The 23,845-nt window shown below is 68.5% G+C and carries 18 protein-coding genes and 2 pseudogenes; 6 read left to right on the top strand and 14 right to left on the bottom strand.

Annotated features, from left to right (window positions below; translation table 11 throughout):
* Positions 1-103: 103 nt before the first annotated feature.
* Positions 104-1,318 (top strand): annotated as a pseudogene (locus T398_RS14650) (helix-turn-helix domain-containing protein); the annotation flags it as partial.
* Positions 1,319-1,338: 20 nt separating this feature from the next.
* Here T398_RS14650 and T398_RS14645 read toward each other — a convergent pair.
* Together T398_RS14645 and T398_RS14640 are read right to left on the bottom strand one after the other, a co-directional pair.
* Positions 1,339-3,249: pseudogene (locus T398_RS14645) on the bottom strand (non-ribosomal peptide synthetase); the annotation flags it as partial.
* Between the two features lie 740 nt (positions 3,250-3,989).
* The gene (locus tag T398_RS14640; protein WP_496447451.1) at positions 3,990-5,213 is read right to left on the bottom strand and encodes an MFS transporter; all 1,224 of its coding nucleotides are present in this window, start codon (positions 5,211-5,213) and stop codon (positions 3,990-3,992) included.
* A gap of 759 nt (positions 5,214-5,972) precedes the next feature.
* Here T398_RS14640 and T398_RS14635 point away from each other — a divergent pair.
* Positions 5,973-6,269, top strand: coding sequence for an Imm1 family immunity protein (locus T398_RS14635; protein WP_496447449.1), 297 nt, complete (start codon positions 5,973-5,975; stop codon positions 6,267-6,269).
* An 875-nt stretch (positions 6,270-7,144) separates the two neighbouring features.
* On the opposite strand, the gene T398_RS14630 is transcribed toward T398_RS14635, so the two are convergent.
* A complete protein-coding gene (locus tag T398_RS14630; RefSeq protein ID WP_496447447.1) occupies positions 7,145-7,801 on the bottom strand; it encodes a hypothetical protein in 657 nt (218 codons plus the stop codon).
* A gap of 238 nt (positions 7,802-8,039) precedes the next feature.
* On the opposite strand from T398_RS14630, the gene cutA reads away from it, so the two are divergent.
* Positions 8,040-8,381: a divalent-cation tolerance protein CutA gene (gene cutA / locus T398_RS14625; protein WP_496447445.1), complete on the top strand. Its 342-nt coding sequence runs from the start codon at positions 8,040-8,042 to the stop codon at positions 8,379-8,381.
* Positions 8,382-8,390: 9 nt separating this feature from the next.
* On the opposite strand, the gene T398_RS14620 is transcribed toward cutA, so the two are convergent.
* The 6 genes from T398_RS14620 to T398_RS14595 form a co-directional block, all read right to left on the bottom strand.
* Positions 8,391-9,680: a helix-turn-helix domain-containing protein gene (locus T398_RS14620; RefSeq protein ID WP_496447444.1), complete on the bottom strand. Its 1,290-nt coding sequence runs from the start codon at positions 9,678-9,680 to the stop codon at positions 8,391-8,393.
* Positions 9,681-9,761: 81 nt separating this feature from the next.
* Positions 9,762-11,009 carry an MFS transporter gene (locus tag T398_RS14615; RefSeq protein ID WP_496447442.1) on the bottom strand — a complete coding sequence of 416 codons (1,248 nt, stop codon included), beginning with the start codon at positions 11,007-11,009 and terminating at the stop codon, positions 9,762-9,764.
* 23 nt (positions 11,010-11,032) lie between these two features.
* On the bottom strand, positions 11,033-11,368 hold the full coding sequence (locus tag T398_RS14610) for a hypothetical protein (RefSeq protein ID WP_496447440.1): 336 nt from the start codon (positions 11,366-11,368) through the stop codon (positions 11,033-11,035).
* A complete protein-coding gene (locus tag T398_RS14605; RefSeq protein ID WP_496447438.1) occupies positions 11,365-11,931 on the bottom strand; it encodes a kinase in 567 nt (188 codons plus the stop codon). The genes T398_RS14610 and T398_RS14605 overlap by 4 nt, the downstream gene beginning before the upstream one ends.
* An 11-nt stretch (positions 11,932-11,942) precedes the next feature.
* Positions 11,943-13,949, bottom strand: coding sequence for an ABC transporter ATP-binding protein (locus T398_RS14600; RefSeq protein ID WP_496447436.1), 2,007 nt, complete (start codon positions 13,947-13,949; stop codon positions 11,943-11,945).
* Positions 13,950-14,064: 115 nt separating this feature from the next.
* Complete coding sequence (locus T398_RS14595) at positions 14,065-14,547, bottom strand: NUDIX domain-containing protein (RefSeq protein WP_496447435.1); 483 nt, start codon at positions 14,545-14,547, stop codon at positions 14,065-14,067.
* A 256-nt stretch (positions 14,548-14,803) separates the two neighbouring features.
* Here T398_RS14595 and T398_RS14590 point away from each other — a divergent pair, with 256 nt between their 5' ends.
* The 3 genes from T398_RS14590 to T398_RS14580 are packed head-to-tail and all read left to right on the top strand — an operon-like array spanning position 14,804 to position 17,359.
* Positions 14,804-16,114: a helix-turn-helix domain-containing protein gene (locus tag T398_RS14590; RefSeq protein WP_496447501.1), complete on the top strand. Its 1,311-nt coding sequence runs from the start codon at positions 14,804-14,806 to the stop codon at positions 16,112-16,114.
* Entirely contained in the window at positions 16,111-16,821 is a 711-nt protein-coding gene (locus T398_RS14585; protein ID WP_496447433.1) for a 2'-5' RNA ligase family protein, read from the top strand. Before T398_RS14590 ends, T398_RS14585 begins: the two co-directional genes overlap by 4 nt.
* Positions 16,808-17,359, top strand: a complete 552-nt coding sequence (locus T398_RS14580) for an NUDIX hydrolase (protein WP_496447431.1) — start codon at positions 16,808-16,810, stop codon at positions 17,357-17,359. The genes T398_RS14585 and T398_RS14580 overlap by 14 nt, the downstream gene beginning before the upstream one ends.
* 131 nt (positions 17,360-17,490) lie before the next feature.
* On the opposite strand, the gene T398_RS14575 is transcribed toward T398_RS14580, so the two are convergent.
* The 5 genes from T398_RS14575 to T398_RS14555 all read right to left on the bottom strand — a co-directional run bounded on the left by T398_RS14575 (position 17,491) and on the right by T398_RS14555 (position 23,305).
* Positions 17,491-18,882 carry a UDP-glucose dehydrogenase family protein gene (locus tag T398_RS14575; RefSeq protein ID WP_278125685.1) on the bottom strand — a complete coding sequence of 464 codons (1,392 nt, stop codon included), beginning with the start codon at positions 18,880-18,882 and terminating at the stop codon, positions 17,491-17,493.
* 202 nt (positions 18,883-19,084) lie between these two features.
* Positions 19,085-19,699 (bottom strand): GTP cyclohydrolase II, encoded by a 615-nt coding sequence (locus T398_RS14570; RefSeq protein ID WP_496447429.1) that lies wholly within the window; start codon positions 19,697-19,699, stop codon positions 19,085-19,087.
* On the bottom strand, positions 19,696-20,574 hold the full coding sequence (locus tag T398_RS14565) for a class I SAM-dependent methyltransferase (protein WP_496447427.1): 879 nt from the start codon (positions 20,572-20,574) through the stop codon (positions 19,696-19,698). Before T398_RS14565 ends, T398_RS14570 begins: the two co-directional genes overlap by 4 nt.
* Complete coding sequence (locus T398_RS14560) at positions 20,571-21,860, bottom strand: hypothetical protein (protein ID WP_496447425.1); 1,290 nt, start codon at positions 21,858-21,860, stop codon at positions 20,571-20,573. Before T398_RS14560 ends, T398_RS14565 begins: the two co-directional genes overlap by 4 nt.
* The gene (locus T398_RS14555) at positions 21,857-23,305 is read right to left on the bottom strand and encodes an FAD-dependent oxidoreductase (protein ID WP_496447423.1); all 1,449 of its coding nucleotides are present in this window, start codon (positions 23,303-23,305) and stop codon (positions 21,857-21,859) included. The genes T398_RS14560 and T398_RS14555 overlap by 4 nt, the downstream gene beginning before the upstream one ends.
* Positions 23,306-23,845 lie beyond the last annotated feature (540 nt).

Raw genomic sequence — 23,845 nt, 5'->3', positions numbered from 1 at the left:
GTGTTCGTGGTTGCGCCGCGCTGAACACCGAGTGACCCTATGTGCGCGATAGTCACGCTGATCATCGTCATAGTGGTGCGAACAGTCACGAGGAGGCGGTGCTATGGGCCAGACCCCGCGGATGCTCCAGCCGTCCCTGTCCGAGCGCCACTTCTTCGGTGCCGAGCTGCGTCGGCTGCGGGAGAGGGCCAACCTCTCCCAGGCGCGACTCGGCGCGATGATCCGCTTCAGCGCCGACCTGGTGCGTCGGATCGAGACAGCGGACCGTTTCCCATCCCGGGAATTCGTCGAGGCCTGCGACAGGGCGTTGGAAGCCGGAGGGGCCTTGACCCGCCTGCTACCTCTTCTCGAGGAAAGTCGCAACAGCGAGAACATGCGGGCAACTTCCCCGAGCGGTTCTGGCAACGCAGACACCCTGCTGCCCACCCAATTGAAGGAGAAGCCCGGGGTGGCGGGCATGGTCGTCCGTGTTCCCTTCCAGCCCGGTGTCCTCGATCGCGCCGCCCTTGACTGGCTGAACGCTGCGGCGGACCCCCGGCCGCCCGTGGTCGGACGACCCGGCTCGCCTGACCAGGTTGACGAAGAGGATCTTCATGCGGCGGAGACCGCTCTGGCGATGTTCCGGCAGTTGGACCACACCCACGGCGCCGGACGAGTCCACGCGCAGGTGCAGCGGTACGTCGAAGGCGAGCTGAACCGGCTGTTGGCGAACACTCCCACCTCCGAGGCTGTCGGCCGGCACCTGTACACGCTGGCGGCGGGATTCTTCGAGCTCTGCGGGTACCAGGCGGTCGACACCGGTGCCCATGGCCTCGCCCAGCGCCGCTACCTTCGCGCTCTACGTCTGACGGAAGCCGCCGACGACCGCCCGTACGGCAGCTACCTGCTCGCAGTGAACATCGGCCACCTCGCACTGCACTGCGGCCATCCCGAGCCGGCACGCAGGATGGCGCTGACGGCGGTGAGAGGAAGCGAGACCCAGGCGACGCCCGCCGTGGCAGCCGCGCTGCACGCGGTGGTGGCGCGCACGCACGCCCGCCTTGGACGCGAAGACGACTGCCTGACCCACCTCGACATCGCGGAAAGGCAACTGGCCCGTGCCAAGCCCGAGGACGAGCCGGCGTGGATCGGGTACTTCGACGCGGCGTACCTCGCCGACGAAATCGCCCACTGCTTCCACGACCTGGGCCGACCGCAGCACACCCAACGGCACCTGGGCGACGCCCTCACCGCCCTGAGCCCCACCCACGTCCGGGCCGCGGCGGCCAGGCGCTGGGCCGCGTCGTCGCCGGTGGTCGTAGAGGGCGCCTGGGCACGGCCTCGTCGGATCATGGCGATTTGCTCGGCGAGCGTGCGGTTCTCGTAGATGTCGGATACCCGCACCACCGTGCCGGAGCGCTCGGCCAGACGCGCGGCCAGCAGGTTGGCCAGTAGGGAGTGCCCACCGACGGAGAAGAAATCCAGGTCTGGGCGTACCTCGGCCAGGCCGAGCAGGTCCGTCCACGCCCCGGCGACGGCTTGGCCGTCCTCGTCGAACCGCGCGGCTGCAGCCTCGGCCGCGCCGCACTCCCCCGGCGTACCGGCGTCGGCGTCCAAGGCCGCGCCGATGCCGGCGCTCCAGTCGATCTCCTGGGCAGCGAGGGCCTTGCGGTCGACCTTACCGTTGGGCAGCAGCGGAAGCTGCGCGGTGAGGATGATCCGGGCCGGCTGCATGTAGTTGGGCAGTGTGGCCCGCAGGTGCGCGGCGACCTGCTCCACGCTCACGCCGTCGGCCTCATCGACGCCGAGCCAGCAGACCAGGCGGGCGTCGCCGTGGTGGCGCACCGCCAGCGCGGCGACGTCGCGCAGCCCGACCACCTCACGCAGCCCTGCCTCGATCTCGCCGAGCTCGATGCGGTAGCCGCGCACCTTCACCTGGTTGTCGCGGCGGCCTAGGAAGTCGAGTTCCCCATCGGCCGTCCAGCGGGCCAGGTCGCCGGTGCGGTAGAGCCGGGTGCCGGCGGGCAGGCCCAGCCCGGCCGGCGCCTCGACGAACACGGCCGCCGTACGCTGCGGGTCGTTGATGTACCCGCCGGCCACTCCGGCGCCGCCCAAGTACAGCTCACCCGGTACGCCGTGGGGTACCAGCCGTCCGGCCGCGTCGAGCAGGTACGCGACGGTGTTGTCGACCGGCACCCCGATCGTTGGGGGGTCCTCGGTGGGTCCGGTAAAGCACTTCCAGGTCGAGTACGTGGTGTCCTCACTCGGCCCGTACAGGTTGTACAGCCGCCGTACACACGTGTCAGCGAAGGCGGCGTTGACCAGTTCCCGGGCGAGCGGCTCACCGGCGACGTTGAGCACGACCGTGCTGCTCGGTACGGCGTGGCGCTGCAGCAGTACGTTCAGCGCGCTCGGCACGGTGTTGATCAGCGACGGGCGCAGCGCGTTCGGCTCGGTCAGGGCGAGGACGTTGTCGACCACGACGACGCAGCCGCCGACGGTGAGCGGGCACCACAGCTCGAACACGGACAGGTCGAAGTTGAGCGAGGTGCCGAACAGCACCCGGGACACGTCGTCGGGCGAGTATGTGCGCCACGCCCAAGCGAGCAGGGCGGCGACGTTGTGATGGCTGACCACCACGCCCTTGGGCAGCCCGGTCGAGCCGGACGTGTAGATCAGGTGGGTCGGGTCGGTCGGCGCGACGACGAGGTCGAGGTTGTCGGCGGGCTGCTCGGCGGCCTGCTTGACCAGGTCGTCGACGACCAGCGGCAGGGCATCGAGGACGGCGAGCCAGCCGGGCGTCTCGGGGGCGTCGAACACGACCGCGGCCATGTTGGCGGTGGTGGCGATCGCGGCCAGCCGCTCCGCCGGGTACGCCGGGTCCAGCGGGACGTATGCGCAGCCCAGCTTGTGTACGGCGAGCAGCAGGCTGACGGTGCGCTGAGAGCGATCGACGCACACGCCGACCCGCCCGCCCGGGGCGACCCCGGCGGAGCGTAATGCCCGGGCCAGCCGGTTGGCGGATGAGTTGAGGTCCCGGTAGCTCAGTATCCGGCCCCGCCACTCGACGGCGGGTGCCTCCGGTGTGCGCTGCGCCTGCGCCTCGACCAGCCCGTGCACGGTAGCGTCGTGCGGGAACGGCCGTGCGGTGTCGTTGACCTCCCGCAGCAGGTAGTCCGCCTCCGGCGGGGACACCAGGATCAGCTCGTGGACCGGTACGGTAGGCCGCCGGCAGGCATCGGCGAGCAGTGTGCGATAGTTGGCCGCCATCCGGTCGGCGAACTCTCGGGTGAACAGGCCGGTGTCGTAGCGCAGGGTGAACCGCGTTTCGGCGCCGCTGCCCACCACGTGCAGCCACAGGGCGTCCCCGGCCGGATCCGGTGCCTCGCCCACCCCTGTGCCGGCCACTTTCGTGTGGACGAACGTGACACGCGCCCCCTCAGTGGCCGCCGGTGGCGGGCTGGCAGGGATAGCGAGCTGCGACACCAGCGAGGCGAACGAGGTGCCGGCGCCGAGCGTCGAGCGGACCGGGCGGCGGTCGGGCGTACCGTCCGGGGCGAACCCACCGGCTCGGCCGAGCAGGATGTCGTCCTGCCCGCTGTACCCGTGTACCAGCAGCGCGAAGGCGGCGAACAGTACGTTTGCCTCGGTGCCGGGGTGCGCCTGCGCGACCGCGGCGTCAACGTCACCGGTCCATAAAATGTCCTCATGGACACCGATGGCGGCGGCACCCGTTCCTGTCACGGGAAGTTGCAGTGTCTCCGTCGGCCCGGCTCCGGGCTGCGGCGTGGTGGTGGCTCGCGGTTGTTCGTCTGTCATTGTCTCCCCTGTTCGCGGCGCGTAAACCGCGCATGCAGGTGCCGAGGGCACGCGTGTGCAGACTTCGGTCTCGTCGATAGCGGTTGCCGGCGCTCGGCCGTGGGGTGGCAGGTGCGACGGTGGAGCGGGCTCAGGCCTCGCGTCGGGGTGTCGACCTCACGGTGTGGCCGATCCGGAAACCGTCAGCGCCCTCACCCGGTCGCTGGTGCGAGCTGTGGCACACGTCGGTGCCGATTCGCCCACGCCACCACGAACGGCACAGCGGAGCCGACCACCGCGAAGCCGACCGCCATGGCCAGCCACCCGGCCGTCCCGTGCTGGATCGCCAGCCAGGTCAGCACCGCCGGGGCGACCATCTTCCCCAGGTCGGTGCCCATCGCATAGGTGCCCTGGTACTGCCCCTGGGCGTGCTCGGAGGCGAGGCCGAAGGAGATCCCCCAACTGCCGGCAGCTTGCCGGATCTCCCCCATTACGTGCACCAACGCGCCGGCCGCCAGCAGCAGGGATGCGAACAGCGCCGAGACGTGCGCGCTGGAGGCGAAGACGACGCAGGCGACGGCGAGAAACAGCGCACCGAATCGCACCGCCCGCGCTGCGGCGACCGGCTCGTCAGTACCGCGCGCCGCCCGGACTTGGAACAGCACCACACCGACGGTGTTGATCAGCAAGATCGCGGCGACCATCCAGCGCGGCGCCTGTGTGTGGCGCACCACCCACAGCGGCAGGACCACGTCGAGCATCAGGTAGTGCATGCTCAGCAGACCGTCCAGCACCACGAAGCCGAGGTACGGGCGGTCACGCAGCACCTCCAGCTTCGGGCCGGGCCTGGGCGGCTGGGGTGCCACCGCCGGCAGCAGGACGGTGAGCAGCCCGGCGACGGTGTAGGCGACGGCGTTGACCAGTACCGCGCTGCGGTACGCCATCGGGGTGTCGACGGTCAGCAGCACGCCGGCGATGAGGGCCCCGACCGAGACGCTGACGTTGCTGGTGGCCCGCAGGTACGCCCGCACGCGCACCCGATCGGCCGGGGGGATCAGGCCGGCGACCATCGCCATCCGGGCGCTGCGGCTGGCGCTGTAGGCGACGGCCTGCACCGACAGGACGGCGATGTAGGCGCCGACGTCGTGGACGAAAAGCAGTGCCGCGGTCAGTGGTCCAAGCAGGACGAAGGACCAGATCTGCACCACGCGGGGGCCGATGCGGTCGGCGAGGTGCCCGGTGGGGGTGCTCAGCGCCAGCGCGACGACGGCGGCCACCACCAAGCCGCTGCTGAACTCAGCAACCGACAGACCCACCACGGAGGTGGCGAAGATGGCGCTGATGGCCATCCACAGCCCCTGCCCGACTGTGTGCACCAGCGTTATGACGGTGAGGGTGCGACTGGAACCGGAGGGTGGGAGCAGGCGGCTCAGCACGACAGGGCCGCAGCTCCATCGCGCCGGAGGGTGGGCGCGACGACGGCATGATCCTCAGGCGGGCCTGTTTGTCGCTCGGTCACCGTCGTTCTCATCGCCCCGTGCCTCCTGCATAGCGTCGTTGCTTGCGGAAGTTCCGCGACACGACGGTCGTTTCGACCGTCCCACCGTTCGGAACCCGACTCATGCAACTCTCAGTAGGCGGCAAAGTCCATACAGTGCTTCGGTGGCTTATCTCACAGCGACAGCTTGAACGGTTCGTCCGCTATGGTGTTGCCACTGCTCGTCCTTTGGGCATGGGCTTCCACTTAACGCCCGCTTGCCTCAATCCGACCTGAGAGGAATCCGCCCGGGCCCACCTCCCTCCACGGCAGCAAATGCCGTGACGGCAGGCAGTTTCCATCTATGAGTGAAACTTCGAAACGCTTTTGCCGTCTTAGGTACCGCTGAAATTCACTGGCAACGACGTTCACACGGGGAAACAGCAATTGGGCGTCTTGGTTTGCGGAACCAACCGACCCTGCCACCAACGCCTGGCTGACGACGGGCACGAGCTCGTTTTGCTCATCCAGAAGAGCAAGGCCCTGGCGACGGACCTCGCTGGACCCTATAAGCACGTGGCTCTTATAGCTGACGATGCGGGTCCATCGCTGTGGGCTGACATGGCTGCGGCCCTGCACCGCAGCGCACCCTTCAGCGCCGTCGCGGCGTTCAACGAGGGCACCTATCTCGCCGCCCGAACAGGCCGGCGAGCCCGTCGTGCTGACCATCTTCAGCGACACCGACGACGACCCTGACGACCTGCCACCCGGCATCCAGATCGGCCTTGGTCACCCCACCCACGCCTTCGCGGTACACATCGCCGACGACGGCGACTACCTCAACGACCCCACAGCGGAAGCCCTGACCAAGGGACTCCACTTCGACTTCGGCGGAGTGCCCACCGAGTATCCGGCCGAGCACCTACAACTGCGGCCCGAAACGGCAATACAACTGGCAGTCACCTTCCTTAAGACCGGCGGCGAACCGCCGCACCTGACGGCTGTCACCGAGTGATCGCGTGGCGAGGGGCCGACCGCCGCTGTAGCACGGCGATGGCGCCCGCTGGCGACGGTGACCTGCTGTGATGGTGCTCCGATGGTGCTCGGATGTCCGGCGCATGGCCAGCACGCTTGGAACAGAACCGGCACAGCCCGTCCTGTAGGGCCGACCGCGGTACCGCAGGGTGCCGCATACCGCTCGCGACACGGGCCTGACCAGCAGATACTCAGCCACTCTTTTCGGCACGCAGCAGCACTCAGCGACACGCCGGACGTGACGGCTACACGGCGTAGAGAGCATCTGATGGGTTCGGACTACGGATCAGAAGGTTAGGGGTTCGAGTCCCTTCGGGCGCACAAACGATCAAGGCCGTGACCTGCTAGAACAGGGGTCACGGTCTTTTTCATTCCCATTGCGTGGCCGCCGCTCCCGTCTGCTGGGACGCTGGTGCTCCGTTGGTGCTCGTTTGTTTCGGCGGCGGTTTGTTCTGGACCGCGTCGGAACCGTCGGTGAGTGTGCGGTGCGTGCTGGCTGGTCCGAGAGTACCGATGGATCGGGTTAGTGCCCGGGCACGTCAGGCGGGTTGGAGCGCTTCTGATTCGAGGGCGGTCGGGCCCGTTGGCTGGGATGACGATGGGCGGTGCATCGCGAGGGCTCGGCGATGGCGCTACGTAGCGACGTCGGCGAGCCTGTTGCAACTCCCAGCGGCGGTCTGACCTGGGTGCGTCGCCGGCGCCGTGCTGCGGTGGGCCCGGTGTGCACGTCGTTGGGATCGCATAGGAAGGGCGAGTGACCAGCGGCGTGAGCGTTCGGGGATGGCCGGCGAAGCCGCGACGCCGAAACGATCGCCGGACGCGCGTAGCGAGGCCCGATGCCCGGAGTGCTGGTTCCTACCGCGTCAGCGCGTACGGGGGCGGAGGCGGGTTCGCGCTGACACCGGTGCGCGGTGGCACCGGCCAGTCGGGGATGAGCGTGGTGTCGTTGGTCAGTTCCAGCGCGGTGATTGTCGCCAGGTCCTGTGTCGCCTGCACGAAGCCCTCGACCCACATCAGCGTGATAGAGGTCTTGCCGTCCTTTCGGTCGTACAGGGTGCCGGACGTGTTCGGTGCGGTGTGGGGGTCGTCGCCGTGGGCGAGCCGGTTGCGGACTGCCTTGGCGTCGCGAAGGTAGTCACCCAGCCGTTGGGTCTGGATGGTGGTCCAGAGCCACCGTCCGCCACGGCCGGGTAGGGGCTGTGTCCGAACGCGTGCCTGCCAATGGCGGGTCGCGTTCGGGATCTGCAGGTGCTGGGCGATGCGCTCGCGTATCCGGTCCATGGTCGCTGGTGTGCCCTGGCGGGGACCTCCGTGTGCGCCGATTAACTCGTTGAAGAACATCTCGAACGGCCCGTATGCGTGGAGGAAAGAGCCGTACCTCATGCTGCGGTAGCGAGGATTTCGCTTCGCCTCGTCCTTGTTGGCGCGGTGGATGTTGATGAAGTCCACCGGGGTTGCCAGCCGCGTCGCCAGGTTGGCCAGTGCCTGCTGCACTGCTGCCGTGTCCACCACGGCCGCGAGCGTACTGGCGGACGCCGAGTCCGACAGCCCCGAACGCACGTACCGGGGCGGGACGACTTTGGCCGGATGAGTTACGAGGGCCCGGTCCTACTGTGCCCGGGCACGCCGGTGCCGCTGGCCGATACCCGACGCCCGCCGAGGAGCGAGCGCGGTGAAGGCGTTGTCAGAGCAAGCCCTCGCAAGAGATCCCATCCTGACTCGCGGTGTCTGGATGCGTAGTGTCAGTTTCATGAGCGAGGTGCTGTACGTGTACACGGCGGCCGGGAGTCGGGAGGTCGCACGGCGGCTGATGCAGGGCGCGGTGCGGGAGCGGCTGGCCGCTGGCGGTCAGGTTGCGGGGCCGGTCGAGTCGGCCTTTTGGCATGAAGGGTCGTTCGGCACCGGCGAGGAGTGGCAGGTGCTACTCAGGTCCAGCGTCGGAGCATATTCGCGATTGGAGAGTTACCTTAAGGATCATCATGAGTGGTCCAACCCCGAGATCGTCGCGATTCCGGTAGCCGCTGGCTCTCCGTCCTACCTGCAGTGGGTGGACAGCGTCACGGATTCCGCTGACGGCCAAGATTGCCGATGACGGACCTGGCTATGCGAGTACCGCTGCGACCGCAGCGACTTGCCGGTAGGGAGTGAGGCGTTCCCGGACGGCGTCGATGCGAGCGGCGGGTCGTGGGGAGGCGATCCCGTCGCACAGCCGCTTCGACTGGATCAGGACCTCGGCGGCTTGTTCGCATTCTCCTGCGTCGAGGTAGGCGTCAGCGAGCCAGGTGGAGTAGAGGGCCTTGTCCCGTGCGTACGTGTCATCGAACCGGCGCAGGGTTTCTTCCAACTCTGGTAAGGCACGCAGTGGCCGGCGCAGTTCGGACCAGACGCGACCAGTCATGATCCGAATCTCGTCGCGGTCGACCCATGTTGCCCAGTCGGGTGCGTGCCCGGAGGTGGGTCGGTCGAGAGCATCTTGTGCCGCATCGAGAGCGTGACCAGCCTGCCGCTCGAGGCCAGCGACGGCGTAGGTGAACGCCAGACGCTCAAGCAGCAGTGCCCGGACGACGGGGCTGTGTCCTGCGTTTGCAGGCAGCTGCGATGCTTCAGCAGCGGCGACGTCAGGTTGGGCGAGGCTCGCACGTTGATAGGCCAGGAGGGCCAGTGCGTTGGCGGCCAAGAGTTGGTCGCTGGTTTCCAAGGCGATCGATCGGCTCCTGGCAAACAGAGTGGCCGCGTGCTGCGTGCTCCCTGCGTCGAAGGCTGCCCAGCCCGCGAGTTGGGTTTGTTCGGCCAGCAAAGACAGCATCGCCTTGCCGGTTGCTCCGCCGAAGATGCCCGTGCGGACCAAGGTGATGGTCCTGTGGATTTCGCTTTCGTAGAGCGGCAGGGTGTCGGCGCCGCCGAGGTAGTTGTCGAGTCGCCGTAGCCGTGCTGTGCGGCTGGCGAGCTCTGCGACATCCCCAAGTCCTATGCGACGCCTTGGGCTGGAAGGTGCGGCAATGGCACCAGAGGATGCGATCGCCGCGATGGCGGTGAGGAGATCTCGACGATGCATGTCTGGCTCCTGCGAGGGCTCGATGTCGAAGTGCCCAGCTGACGTTGCTCCACGGGCAGGCTCCACTCGATCGGCACGACGGGACGGATGCCGGAGCGTTTGAAGCCGATCGTAGGCTGCTGTCAGTTGCCCGTCCGCTGCAAGGAACTGATCGCAGCGCTCCCAGAAGGTCCTTGGCGCCTGCTGGCGGCCGACCTCAACATTCGCGATAGTGCTGCGTCCGTAGTTGACTCTCGGAGCAAGCGAGTGTTGGGTGTGGCCGGCCGCTTTGCGGAACTCGGCCAGTTGCTGTCCGAGCGCTCGCCAGGCCTCACTCACCTCGTGTGGGTCTACCATCGCCGTCTCCTAGATCAACGCGCCGTTGGCCAGCGTGAAGGAGAGATAGAACTGGGCCAGAGGCATGAATCGATGCAGCCGTCACCCTACCGTGCAGTTCTGGCTACGCGGGGTTTCGCGATCGTGCTGCGGCCGGTGAGGATCCTCGGTGCCAGTGAGTGCTGGGTGTGGCCAGCCGCCATGCGATACGCGGCCAACTGCTGGCCAAGCGCGCGCCACGCGTCGCATACCTCGTGCGGATCTGCCACCGCCACCTCCCCGGGGCCATCGCGCCTCGGCCGGCTGAGCGAGATGACCGGGCGCCAGCCAGAGGCGGCCTTCGATGCGAATCGCTACCCCTACCGTCCGGTCGCGCCTGCATAGGTCGTTCACCCGCCGTTGCTGGTAGAAGCTGAGACCCATCCAGAGGGTGCGGCCCACTCCGGTGGTGAGCAGTACCGCGTGGAGGCCGTAGCGGTTGGTGAGGGGGCCAGCGGTCAGGGAGCCGAGGAATCCGCCGAGGCAGGGCAGTCCGAGGGCTAGGCCGTACTGCCATGGCGCGAGGTGTAGGTCGCGGAGCATGAGCACCGTGACGACGGGCGTGGCGGCCATGATGGCGCCGCCGAAGATGACCGCGTTGATCAGCAACGCCCGCAGGCTGGCGTGGTGGAGGATGTACCGCCAGCCCTCGACGATTTCCATGCCTCTGCGGGGCGCGGGGTGTCGTGGGGGCGGTGGTGGCTCAGGGCTGCGCAGGCGGCGGATTCCGAGTGCGGACAGCAGAAAGCTAACGGCGTCAACGGTGACGGACGCGGTGGTGCCGAGCCAGGAGACGAGGATCCCGCCGATGGGTGACCCGATGCTGTTCGCCGTCCACTGGGAGGTGTCGAGCCTGCCGATGGCGGTGACGCGTTGCTCGGTCGTGACCAGGTTCTTCAGGTGTGCGCCGCTGGCAGCGCCGAACGCGATACCGCCGGCGGTCTGGACGATAGCCACGACGCACAGCTGCGCATAGGTCAGCTCGTGCAGCGCGGCGGCGACGGGGATGCTGGCGAGGGCCGCACAGCGCAGCAGGTCGGCGCCGCACATGACGGGTCGCTTACGGCGGAACTCGATCCAGGGTCCCAGAGGCAGGACGATGACCGCTGAGGCGATGCCGGAGATCACCGCGAGCAGGGAGACCTGCAAACTCGATGAGTCCAGCAGCAGGATCGCGACCAGTGGCAGCGCGCCGGCCCCAACAGACGATCCCAGTTCGCTGACCGAGTAGGCGCCCCACAGGCGGTAGAAGTCACGGCTCAGAGGCGACGATGGCCCACCAGCGGCCGGTGGCCGATGGTGGGCCGGCACGCTAGCGGTCGTCCTGCTTCTGGTCACCGCGTCAGTGCCCGAGGGTCACGACGTGCCTGCCGCAGCGTCTGGCGCAACTGCGCGAGTCGAGACCTGGGCAGGCCGGCGGCCGTTAGGCGGGTGCGGATGCGGAGCTGGCGCCGGCCCACCCAGTAAGGATTATTCATGGGACGTTTCGCTGCTACTGGCTGGCCGTCCTGGCGCTCGATGGCGACGAGGGCCTTGTCCGAGCGGTGTACGACCCGCTCGATGCCCACCCCGGCGGGCGCGGCACCGGCGACGAGCGCCGCGCACAGGATGCCCGCCGCGCCCCTCGGGACGCCCGCCCGGTCCGGGGTTGTCACGTGAGGCGTGGTCACGGGACGGCTGGTAGTAGGTCGTTGTCGCGACCAGTCAACGGTAGGCCGGCGGCAGTGGTGATGAGGCCGATCGCTTCTTCCATTGAGGTGCTCTCGGGCAAGACGAGTTCGCCCGGCCAGCCGAGAAGGTCGCGCGGGGCGTACCAGTTGCGCATGATGTCGGGGGTGAACTCCGTCGCCTCCGGGCGCGTTTCGTGTCGCCGCAGTGTCTCGGGTAGCGACACGTCGAGATAGACGAACAACGTCCGCCCGCGATGGGCTTCGCGCAGTTCCGTGAGCATGGTGCGGTACCGGGCGGCGTGCATGATCCCTTCCAGGATCACGTGGTAGCCGTGGTCGAGGCAGAAACGGACGTTCTGCGCGATGAGCGCGGGTGCCAGGCCACCTGGCTTGTCGCGTTCTCTGAGCAGGATCCGGCGTAGATGGTCTTGCTCGACGAGGGCGCAGCCGCGGCCGTGCCGGCGCCGCAACACGCGGGCGATGGTGCTCTTCCCGGAACCGGAGTTGCCGCGGATGCAGACGAGGATCGTCTCGGGGCTGCCGGTGTGAGTCAGGTCGTCCATCGCGACGCTCCTCATGACGAGACAGGCTGGTGCTGGTGCGGAACCCGACCCTCCGCATGGGCATCGGCGACCTCGTCCAGGCAGTCGACCCCGCTTCCATAGCCGGCCGCTTGGAGGTTGAACAGTTCGGCGTACCGCCCGTCGGGGGTCATGAGCTGGTCGTGGGTGCCGGCCTCGATAAGACGGCCGTGGTGCAGGACGTAGATGCGGTCGGCGTGGCGGACATTGGCGAGCCGGTGGGTGATCAAGATGGTGATGCCGCGTCCCTGCCGGTCGCGGATGGCCTGGAACAGGGCGTCCTCGGCGCGGGGGTCGAGGGCGGAGGACGGCTCCTCCATGATGAGCACGTCGGCGTCTCTCAGGAACCCACGGGCGGCGGTGATGCGTTGCCACTGGCCGCCGGAGAGGTCCTGGCCGCCGGCGAAGGTCCGGTCGAGCAGTGTCTCGTACCCGTGCGGCAGGTCGGTGATCATGTCGTGGGCGACCGCCCGGGTGGCGGCGGCCTCGATCCGGTCCTGCTCGGTCGTGGTGGTGATGTCGCCGATGGCGATGTTGGTGGCGGCGGTGAAGGGCCACTTGTGGTACTCCTGCGTGACGACGCCGATCCGGGCACGCAGCGCGTCGGGGCCCCAGTCGTCGCCGGGCCGTCCGTTGTAGCGGATGGTGCCGCTGGTGGGGGTGCGGAGGGTGGCGATCATGGTGGCGAGGGTGGACTTGCCGGAGCCGTTCTCCCCGACGAACGCCACGGTCTGCCCGGCGGAGACGGTCAGGGTGACGTGGTCGACGGCCGGGTTGTCGCGGTCGGGGTAGCGCAGGCTCACCGCGTCGACGGCGATCTCCCGCAGCCGCTCGGTTGCCGGCACACCGGCGGCCCGGTCGGTGGGCGGCGGCAGGTAGTCGGCGGCGCGGGTCATGAAGCCGGTGTAGTCGCGGAAGTGCTGCCCCTCGGTGTAGACGCGGTCGACCTGGAACGTGACTACGGCCAGCGAGCGTTGCGCGGATTGGACGGCGATCACGCAGGTCGCGGCGGCGGCGAGGGGGATCTGACCGTCGACGAGCAGCAGGCCGAGCAGGACGTAGACCACGGCGGTGGCGATCCCGCCGATCATCGCGCCGACGGTGGTGGTCGTGGTGACCCGGCGGGCCAGGGCGAGTTGGATCCGGGTCTCGACGTCCATGACCCGGTCGTACTGGTCGAGCAGGAAGTCTCGGAGCCCGTAGGAGCGCAGTTCGGGGGCGGAGTCGCGTTCGGCCATCAGCCGGTGCAGCAGCCACAGCCGGCGGCGGCGGACCGACCCGGCGGCGTAGGTCTGGTAGCGCAGGTGCCCGGCGCGCAGTGCCGCCCACCCGTTCGGCACGGTGGCCACCAGCAGGGCGAGCAGCAGCAGCGGGTGGACCACCACCACGGCGACGGCGACGGCGAGGACGCCGGCCAGGCCGGCGAGCAGGTTCATCGACGCCTGGACCAGGGCGGTGGTGGAGTTCGCGCCGCGGGATGCGCGTTCCATGTCGTCGGCGAACGCGTCGGCGTCGAACGCCTCCAGCCGTACGGCGGTGGTCACCTCGAACAGGCCCCGTTCGACCTCCCGGTCGACCTTCGGGGTGAGGCCGTTCTGCGCGTACCCCATGCCGGTGGCCATGCCGGAGCGCAGCGCGGTGGCCGCCGCGAGCGCGGCCAGGGCGGGCAGCGCGGCGGTTACCTTGTCGGCGGTCGGTCCACCGGCGAACAGCTCCACCAGTACCCGCTGTGCGGCGAGGAGCCCGAACGCGGACATCACTCCCGCGATCACCGTCGTCGCTGCTACTACCAGTGTCCGTGTCCGGTCGGCGCGCCAACTCACCGCCAGCGCGGCCCAGACCAGGCGGGGCAGTTCGGAGAAGACGGCGAACAGGCCGGCTTGCGCTCGCGCCCGGACACCGGTCTCCCACCACACTTCCCGCAGCTCCGGCAGCACCGAGTCCCGCTGGGGTGGTGCGGGACGGGCGGGCGTGCGGTCGGGGTGGTCGGTTTTCGGCATGGCGGTACCTCCCGAAGGTGAGCACGGTGGGCGGTGGTGGTGTCTCGATGCAGACGGCGGCAGCGGCGGTGTCCCGTCGGCGATCCCGGCTGGCTTCCGAGCGGCGGATCTCTGGTCAGGTGACTCGGACGCCGTCTTCGAGGTAGTAGCTGCACCCGTCCGCACGGGCGTTGAGCGCCTCGGTGATCCGGCGGGTCAGCAACGGCGGTAGCCGCTGGGCGGCCTTTGGCGGGTCGCAGAAGGCCCAGCCCTTCAACTCGCCGGGCGGCACCACGATCCGTTCGTGCACGCGGGGTTCGAGGGTGCCGCCGTCGTAGACGGCCATGATGCCCTCGGTGCGCCCGGCGCGGGCCGGCACCCAGTCCATGACGAGTAACCGACCGGGTGCCAGGTCAAGGCCGAGTTCCTCCCGGCACTCCCGGATCGCGGCCTGGTAGGGCGACTCGTCAGCCTCGACACAACCGCCGGGAATCTCCCAGCCGGCCTTGTAGGCCGGCTCGACCAGCAGAACCCGGTCGTCTGGGTCGGTGATCAGCAGCCCGGCGGCCATCCGCTTGCGGGGCAGACCAGCGGTGATGTCGCGGCGTTCGGAGGGCATGCAGGGACCGTAGGACGCTGGCCGGTCGACACGCCCGCAGCGCCGTGCGCCGACATTGTCGGCAGATGCCGACACAACTCCGACACCATCCCGACCATGTCCGCGTCGCAGCCCTGCCTCGTTAATGCCAGCACCGTGACCTGGGTTTTCATGACCCGGCGGTAGCCGCAGCGGGGAGTTCGCAGGGGCCAGGAAGTGTCACCGGGAGCAGCTACGGTGTCGGCTCATCGTGACTACGGCGACCGGGGGTGGAGCGATGGTCGACCTCGACGAGATCACCGCAGCTCGCCGTGCGCTCGGCCGCCATCTGGCCCGCCTGCGTAAGGACGCCGGCCACACCCAGTATGGTTTGGCCCGGCTCGTGCAGTACGGACGCAGTTCGGTGGCGAACACCGAAACCGGCCGCCAGCATCCCGAACGATCCTTCTGGTCCCGCTGCGACACGGTGCTGCGCACTGGTGGCGTGCTGACCGCGGAATTCGACCGCATCGCCGATCTGGACCACCAACACCGCCACCGTCCGGCGCCCCCACCCGCTGACCCCGGCCCTGCTGTCGACGCGGCAGCCGTGTGGTGGGAGCACGAGCGGCGCATCACCGCCCGCCGGTCCGCGCTGACCGTGACGGCCGATGACGACGCACGGCTGGCGCACCTGGAGCGCGAAGTGCAGCAGGCGATCGGTGACAACGAGCGGCTCCCGCCGGCCACGCTCGTGGCCCGGTTGCGTCCGCTGCGGGTCAGCGTCGACCAGCTGATGGCCGCCCGGCAGCACCCACCGCAACGCGCCCGGCTCTACACCGCCGCCGCCCACCTGTCCGGGCTCCTCGCCGCCCTCGCCCTGGACCTGCGCGCCTTGACGGTCGCCCACGCCTATGCCGCCGAAGCCTTCGACCTCGCCCACGCTGCTGGGCAACCCGACATGCAGGCCTGGGCCCGCGCCACCCAAAGCCTGGTCGCCTACTACACCGGCAAGCACCGCGACGCACTCGCCTACGCCGAAGACGGCCTGCGCCACGCTGGCACCGGCCCGCACCGCATTCGCCTCACGATCAACGGGCAGGCACGAGCGCTCGCCCACCTCGGTGACCGCCGGGGTGTCCACCAAGCCGTGGACCGTGCGTTCGCCCTGCTACCCGAGCACGCAACGGGCGGGCAGGTCAGCACCAGCCTCACCCTCGGCCCGTACTGCCCGACCCGGGCCGCCGCCAACGCGGCGACGGCCTACCTGGTTCTCGGCGACTCCACCGGCGTCGTTGACCAGCTCACCGCCGCTGTCGCGGCGTTCGACGCGGCGCAGCTGCGCGGTCCGCAGGCGCTCTGCCGCCTCGATCTGGCCACGGCCCACGCGTGGGCGGGCGACCTCGACCACGCCGCTGGGCTGGCGCTGGAAGCACTCAGCCTCACCGCCAAGTACCGCTTCGAATCGGTCTACCAACGCGCTCGTCAATTCCTCGCCGCCGCCCACCCCTTCGGCCGTCACTCGCGACTACAGGATGTCGCAGACCTGTTCACCGAATTGACGCATCCCGGCAGCCCGCCACCACCGGGCCTACGATCGCCGACATGAGCAGCCGGGAATTGGCCAGCTTGCGGCAGCGGTGGACCGCCTACCGGGACCTGGCCGCACTCACCGAGCACTGGTACTGGCGTCCCGGCTGGCGCGCTGGCCGCCACTTTTACACCTGGCACCTCACCTTCCAGGAACAGCCCGACCTCCACCGCCTCGTCACCGACCTTCAACACCAGCTCCAGTTCCCCGGACTGGACCTGGTGCCGATCGACGGCCTGCACCTGACTATGCAGGGCGTCGGCTTCACCGACGAGGTGTCCGACGGCGACATGGAAGCGATCGTCACCGAAGCCCGGCAACGGTGCGCCGGCCTGCCGCCGCTGGACCTGTCCCTCGGCCCAGTCGACCCCGACGCCGAAGGAATCGGTCTGCTCGTCCGACCCTGGAGCTCCGTCGAACGGGTTCGCGCCGCGATCCGGGCCGCGATCGCCGCCGTGTGGCCGACCGTCCCCGAACCAGCTGACGGGTTCCGGCCCCACGTCACGATCGCCTACAGCGGTGCGCCCGCAACCACCGCCCCCATCCGCGCTCGGCTGGCCGAGCTGCGTGACCTGGCGGCAGTGACAGCGACGATCAGCGAGGTGTCACTGATCGCCGTGCACCGGGAACACCGCACCTACCGATGGTCGACGCAGGCAACAGCACCCCTGAACGGACGAGGCCCCCGCCACGCTGAAGCGCAGGCTGCTCGTGGCGATCAGTGACTTGGACATCTCAAGGGAGCTTTTGGCCTACCTCGAGTGCTATCCGGACGACGCCGTGGCGCTGTCCGAGCCGGTAGAGCTGCTGACTGAGGGAGAGGGTTTCGCTTCCCGGCGAAACTTCTCGATGCATGTAACTGTCGGTGCTCTCCTGGTCCGCGGCGGCACCGAAGTGCTGCTTATCGATCACCTGGCCTACGGGATTCTCTTGCAGCCCGGAGGACACCTTGAGCCGACCGACTCCACGTTGATCAGCGCGGCGGTGCGTGAGCTGGTAGAGGAAACCGGTGTTGATCCCAGCGGACTCGTCCCAGCATCGCCGATGCCGGTCTACGTCGAGTACGGCAGAGTTCCGGCGCGGCCGGCGAAGGACGAGCCGGAACACTTCCATCTCGACTTTGGCTACTCGTTCTTGACGACGCAGGCGGACGTGGGGCGTATCCAAGAGTCGGAGGTGGGAGGTGCGATGTGGTATTCCCTCTCCGTGGCTGAGCGGCTTGTCGGCCCTCGCATCGCGCGGGCGATGACCGCATTGACATGAAGCGGATGACGGCCCAGCGGCCGTCACGTTTACTCATCGCCGCTCATGCTGAGGCCGGCGGTTGCCCGACCGCGACAGGCAGACCGCCGGCAGAGTCGTAATCCGTCAACTTTGCCAATAGGCGAGGACAATCAGGTCTGGGAGCGCGGGGGGATGGCGGGCGCGGTCATGGTCAGGTATCGGTAGCCGATTTCGGTGAGCCTGTCGGCGTCGAGGCAGTGTCGCCCGTCGAGGACGAGCGGTGAGCGCATGGTGGGGGCGAACTTGGCCCAGTCGAGGTCGCGGTAGTGCGACCACTCGGTGGCGACCACGATGGCGTCGGCGTCGTCGAACACGTCTTCGACGCGGTCGGCGAGGTGCTCGGCCAGGGTGGGCTGTTCGCGGCGGAAGCGATCAGCGGCGACGGGGTCGTGCAGGGTGATCCGGGCACCGCGTTCGAGGAGCAGATTCGCGATGTCGATAGCGGGTGAGTCACGCAGGTCGTCGGTGTCCGGCTTGAACGCGAGGCCGAGGATGCCGATCTTGCGGCCCTTGATGATGTGGAGTTCGTCGAGCAGCCGGTCGACGACCTTGGTGCGCTGGCGGTGGTTGACGTCGCGGGCGGCGGTGACGATCGGCATGGCGAGGTGGTACTCGCTGGCGGTAGCGATGAGCGCTGCGGTGTCCTTGCCGAAGCAGGATCCGCCCCAGCCGATGCCGGGGTTCAGGAAGCGGGGGCCGATGCGGGCGTCGAGGCCGGTGCCGCGGGCGACTTCGCGGACGTCGGCGCCGACCTTGCCGGCGATCGCGGCGATCTCGTTGATGTAGCTGATCTTGAGGGCGAGGAAGGCGTTCGCCGCGTACTTGATCAGCTCGGCCGAGGCCAGGTCGGTGGAGACCAGCGGCACGGCGCTCATGCCGGCAGGGCGGGGCAGCACGGTGGGCGGGGTGAAGGACTGGTTGAGAATGGGTCGGTAGAGCTGGTTGAGGAGATCCAGGCTCTTCTGGTTGTCGGAGCCGATGACGATGCGGTCCGGGTAGAGGGTGTCGGCGAGCGCGGTGCCCTCGCGGAGGAACTCGGGGTTCGAGGCGACGGCGAATCGACCGTCGGGGCGGTGGCCGTGGTGGCGTTCGTACGCTTCGCGCAGGATCGCGTCGACCCAGTTGCCGGAGCCGATCGGGACGGTGCTCTTGTTGACCACGACGGTGAAGTCGCCACGCAGGTGTTGGGCGACGCTCTCGGCAGCGGATCGCAGGTACTGCAGGTCGGGGTTGCCGTTGTCGAGTTGCGGGGTCTGCACGGCGATGAACACGACGTCGGCGTCGGGTACGCCGACGGCGTATTCGGTGGTGAAGGTCAGGTGGGAGGACGCCTGCTCGAGGAGCGCTTCCAGATGTGGCTCGTAGATCGGGCAGTGGCCCCCGCGAAGGGTGTCGATCTTCTGCTTGTCGAGGTCGATGCAGGTGGTGTCGTGGCCCAGGAAGGCCAGGCTGACGCTGGTGGTGAGACCGACGTATCCGGTGCCGACAACACAGACCTTCATTGAGCGTTTCCTCTCGCCATGAACGATACCGACGCGTGGTGATCCGGATTGAGACGTCAGCCGTGCCGCTGACCAGCGACTTCGGCGCGCCACCATTCTGCTGCGGTGGTCGGCCGGCCTGAAGGCCGTGGCCCGCCTGCTGCCCGCCGGAATGATACCGACCGAAGGCGGGCGGCGGGTCGTGTCGGACTGGACATTCGGGTCAAGAAGCGGAAGCGGCTCCGCTGCTGTTCAGATGTCCGAGCAGGGCGTCCTTCTGCCCGAGATAGTCCCGGTTATCGGGGGTGACGAAACCGGAGAGTGGGACACGGTCGACGGTGATTCCTGCGGTACGGAGGGCGTCGATCTTGTGAGGATTGTTGGTGGCGAGTCGGGCTGAAGTGACGCCGAGCCAGGCCAGGACGCTTGCGGCGGGCCAGTAGTCGCGGGCATCGGTGGGTGCGCCAACGGCGGCGTTTGCGGCAACGGTGTCATAGCCCTGGTCCATGAAGGTGTAAGCGCGGATCTTGGTAGCAAGCCCGATGCCGCGGCCTTCGTGGCACAGCATGTAGAGCAGGATCCCGTAGTCGGATGCCCCGATCATGCGCAGCGATGTGGCCAGCTGGGGGCCGCAGTCACATTTGAGGGATCCGAGCAGGTCACCCGTGGCGCAGGCGCTGTGAATGCGTACCAGCGGATGCTGTTGGGCGGCGGGCTGAGGGCGGTGGACGGCGGCGAGGACCTCCTCAGGGCCGGTCTCGGGGCCGAAGGCGTGCAGTTGGAAGTGTCCGTACGCGGTGGGGAGGTCACAGCCGGCGAGCCGAACGGTGGTGGTCATCTCGTCTCCTTCGCAGCGGTGTTGTCGGGTGTGGGCTTGTGGGCAATGAGCAGGACGTGTTCGGACATGCCGAGGAGGGAGGGTTCTGCCTCGACCCGGCGGATCGCCCGCAGGAGGAGGTCGCGGCGGTGTGGGTCGCGGAGGCGGTCGGCGAGGTCGGGCAGCAGTTTGGCGGCGCCTTCGACCGCGAGCAGGGCGTGTGGGAGTAGGCCCGCAGTGGTGGCTTCTGCCGCGAGGTCATTCGGGTTGTGGAAGTAGCCGGTGGTAAACAGCCGTCGATCACCGGTCGGGTTGCGGTGTTGGCCGTCGCGAAGATGCCGAGCCAGGATCGCCTCCACCGCCGGGTCGTCGTAGAGGTTCTTGGCGAGGTACTCCCAGGTGGTGTAGTAGCGGGACGTCGCTGCGGCGGCGACCACGCCGCCTGGGACGAGTACGCGGTACGCCTCGCCCCAGGCGCGGGCGCGGTCAGCGGCGTTGGTGAGGTGATACAGCGGGCCGAGCAGAAGAACGGCGTCGCAGCTGGCGGAGTCGAGCGGCACCTGGCGCGCGTCCCCGCGCGAGATCGAGGCCAGCGGCGACTCGGCGCTGGTGGACGTGGTGGCGGCTTGCTCCAGGTGCAGCGGGACAGGGTCCACGAGGTGGACGCGGTAGCCGTCCCCGGCCAGCTGAAACGCGTACGCGCCAGGTCCTCCGCCGACGTCGGCAACCGTTCCGGCTGGGGGAAGGTGGCGGGCCAGGATGTCGCGGGTGCGCAGGTACTCGATGTGGCGGCGCGGGTCGTTCAGGCGTCCCTGCTCGGCCCCGTGGGCGTAGAAGGCGAGGACCTCCGGAGTGATGCTGGGCGCTGCGGTCACGTCGGGCGGGTGGAGATTCACGCTGCTGCCTCCGGTGCGCCATGCTCCAGGTCCGCGAGGAAGCCGTCCTGGAACTGTCGACGCAGGCGGGTCTGCTGTGCCGACATGATCGGGCCGCGGAAGCGGTCGAGGATCGATGCGACGCTGCCGCCGATCGCCGGGCTGCTGCCGATGGCGCTGAGCAGCTTGAACTGCATTACGAGGTAGACCGGCGGACATTCACGCGAGCTGCCGAGTCGCGCTGGGGACCAGAATCCGAGGTGGTAGTCCAAGCCTGCCAAGGTCAGGCACCGGTTCGCGAGATCCATGTTCGTTCGCAACAGGGCCATCTCGTGGGCGGTGATGTCCCGGAGTAACGCCCTCAGCCTGAGGAGACCTTGCCGGCCGGGTTCGGATAGCCAGGTGAGGTTGTTCAGGTTCGCCGCGACCTGGCCGGGCGGCAGCAGTCCCGGCCGAGTCCACGGAAGCGACGCCGCCGGGCTGCCGGTGAAGCACTCCCGCAGCTGCGCGTACGCGCCGGCGGCCACCTCATGAAGTTGGACGAGAAGGCGCGCGCAGGCGGTATCGAGGAGGAAGTCCCAGTCCGGAAGAGCGATCTTAAATCCGACTGGGCCACCAGCAGCGGACAGATCTGCGTCACCCGCCAGATGGCAGCCGGCGGGCAGCGGCTGCGTACGGGATGCGTCACGCATGAGCTGGGCGGCCAGGTGCGCGATGGGGTCTACCAGCGCCCGTCGTCGGTTGAGGTCGTCTACCTCGCCCAGCGGCACGATCGAGGCGTCGCGGTAGGCGGCGGCGGGCCAGCAGTTGAGGTGCCAGTGCATCCGCTTGTCCCACCACTGCCCGTTGTCGCGGTCGACCGTGTACGGGTCGTGGTTCGTGCCGATCATGAGCTGCGCCCCGTCGAGGTCGAACCGGCGCCGAGTCGAGGAGGCGTCGACGTAGCCGACGAACTGCCTACAGAACTTGAGTAGCGCCGTCAGCATGGCCTCGGGGACATCGCTGACGGACGACGCGATTACTCTGTCGTCGCCGACTGTGGCAAGCAGCATCATGTCGTAGACGCTGTGCGGGAATGCCTTGTCGATGAACGCGAGCCGGTCCCCGGATCGTCCGGCGGGATATTCGCGCAGGATGTTGGCGCCGTAATGGTCGCGGTAGTGCGGGCTGAGGTTGCGCACGTCCGGTGGCGGCGCGGCGAATCTCGGCATGGGAAGGCTGGGAATGACCGGCAACGTCATCGCCGACGCCGGGTAGAGCGGCCCGAACCGGTCCGCGACCGGGTGACGAGTCGTGACGGCGGTCATGCCGGCATGCCGGTCGCGATGGCGTCGCCGGCGGCAACGCCCATCATGGCAGCCTGCACGATGCCCTGGGCGATCCCTGCGGCGTCTCCGACCACGTAGATCGGCAGGCCCCGCACCTTGCAGTCCTCGTCGACCGGGACCCGGTCCCACAAGAACTCGACCTCAGGCCCGATCACGAGAACATCGTCGACAAGGTCATCCACGGACAAGCCTGCGTCGGCGTGGTCCAGGATCGAGCCCATGACCCGGCGGAGGCTCTCGATAAGGCTGACGTGCTCGGCGCCGGTGAACAAGCTGTCAAGCCGGGCCGTAGTCAAGTCCTTGACGGACGGCTCGAACGTCACTGCCGCAGCCAACTCCGGCCAACTACGCGGCTCGGCAGCCTTGTTCATGAACGCGCGCAGACTCTGCGCCACCGGCCGGCCTCCGCTGAGCCGCCAGTAATCGGACAGGATCTCGCCCCGGACTTCGGTGCTGGTGCCGGGTCTGGCGAGCTGGCACAACAGCCCGAAGTTGGCTGCCAGTGAACGCCCCCCGGGACGGCGTTCACTGGTTTCGTGCCCGTCGAGAGTGATCACCTCCCGCCCGAAGGAGCGCTGGTAGTTGGTGAACTTGATCCGACCACCGTTCGGGCCGCCGCAGAAACAGAACGTCTTCGTCTTACGGTCCACTCGCTCTAACTGGGTGATCTTCAGGTCGGGGTGCTCGACGCCGATCGCGGCCAGCACCTCGGCCCTTGTTTCGAGACGCACGCCGAGCGACATGTCCGGCGCGATCGTCTGGACCCCGAACGCCGTCAGGAGGTTGTGAGTGCTGGTCACCCCGTGCCGGCCCGTGGCCAGCACCAGACGTGCCGTCTCGACGGTGACAAGGCCACCGTGGGTCGCTACCGCCAGCGTCAGGCGGTCCCCCTCCAGGGCGACGGTGACAAGTTCCGACTTCTCCCAGACGGCCAGAGCGTCGTGGCGGAAGCCGTGCAGCGCCGTGAGCATGTCCCGGACCTGCGTCTCCCCCAAGACCGCGACCGGGTACTCCCGGATGGCCAGGCCGTTCCCGGCAAACGCCTTGATAACTGGCGCGCCAAGCCTCGTGCCACTCAGAATGGGTGGCTCTGGCAGTGGAGCGGTCAGGAACTGGAACGCGCGCTCGCACAGTTCGTCGGCGCGGTCCTCACCGAAGTGATCGATCAGGCGGCGGCCGGATGGCAGCAAGCTCAACTTCACCCCGTCGCCGTAGTGCACACAGCCGCCAAAGCCACTGATCACATTGCAGATCCCGGCGCACCCCGTGCAACGCAGCCCTCGGTCGACCGGGCACGGCCGATTCCGCATCCCCCGCCCGGCCTCCAACAACAGCACCCGTAGGTCCTGGGCCTGGCGCACGACCTCGTGGGCACAAGCCAGACCACCCGGGCCGGCGCCGACGACGACGACATCGAAGAACATGGCAGACATTCCTTCCAACAGTCGCAGGGGATCGGAAGCGAACAGCCACCCCCGCGACCGGACGCGCTGCATGTCCACGGCTGGCCCAGCAAATCGACAACAGCTGCGGCCAGCGCGATGATCACCATGCAGGGCAGCAAAGGTGCCCGTCCGGACAGCTATCTCCCAAGACTGCGCGGACGATCCGCCCCGGCCTTTCGGGGAAGGCTCACTTACAGTCGCCGACGTCGGGTGTTGTCGGACAGGCATGTCATCGGACTATGACAATCCACCGACACCCGCTGCCGCGACCGCGCCCGGCCGTCTCGGTCGGCCGCGACCCCGGCGATGCTCGACAGGGTTAGCTGCCCGTACGCGTGCGACGATGCTTCTATGAACCACAGCAGCGCCGGCTTGGTCATCTGGGACGTTGACGGGACGCTTATCCCTGCGGACTTGCGCTGGCTGACGCGCGCGATCGCTCGTGCGTACGGCATCGCGCAGTCCGAGGTTGTCTTCCCTGACAAGAAGGTGCATGGGTATACGGACGAGTCGATCGCC

The sequence above is a fragment of the Salinispora goodfellowii genome (assembly GCF_059570675.1).
This window is presented reverse-complemented; position numbering and strand designations above follow the sequence as displayed.

Excerpts from the sequence above, each read along its gene's own strand:
- cutA (WP_496447445.1), top strand. The coding sequence starts at position 8,040 with ATGAGCGAGGTGCTGTACGTGTACACGGCGGCCGGGAGTCGGGAGGTC.
- T398_RS14555 (WP_496447423.1), bottom strand. The coding sequence starts at position 23,305 with ATGTTCTTCGATGTCGTCGTCGTCGGCGCCGGCCCGGGTGGTCTGGCT.
- T398_RS14600 (WP_496447436.1), bottom strand. The coding sequence starts at position 13,949 with ATGCCGAAAACCGACCACCCCGACCGCACGCCCGCCCGTCCCGCACCA.
- T398_RS14570 (WP_496447429.1), bottom strand. The coding sequence starts at position 19,699 with ATGACCACCACCGTTCGGCTCGCCGGCTGTGACCTCCCCACCGCGTAC.
- T398_RS14585 (WP_496447433.1), top strand. The coding sequence starts at position 16,111 with ATGAGCAGCCGGGAATTGGCCAGCTTGCGGCAGCGGTGGACCGCCTAC.
- T398_RS14595 (WP_496447435.1), bottom strand. The coding sequence starts at position 14,547 with ATGCCCTCCGAACGCCGCGACATCACCGCTGGTCTGCCCCGCAAGCGG.
- T398_RS14605 (WP_496447438.1), bottom strand. The coding sequence starts at position 11,931 with ATGGACGACCTGACTCACACCGGCAGCCCCGAGACGATCCTCGTCTGC.
- T398_RS14560 (WP_496447425.1), bottom strand. The coding sequence starts at position 21,860 with ATGACCGCCGTCACGACTCGTCACCCGGTCGCGGACCGGTTCGGGCCG.
- T398_RS14620 (WP_496447444.1), bottom strand. The coding sequence starts at position 9,680 with ATGGTAGACCCACACGAGGTGAGTGAGGCCTGGCGAGCGCTCGGACAG.
- T398_RS14590 (WP_496447501.1), top strand. The coding sequence starts at position 14,804 with ATGGTCGACCTCGACGAGATCACCGCAGCTCGCCGTGCGCTCGGCCGC.
- T398_RS14575 (WP_278125685.1), bottom strand. The coding sequence starts at position 18,882 with ATGAAGGTCTGTGTTGTCGGCACCGGATACGTCGGTCTCACCACCAGC.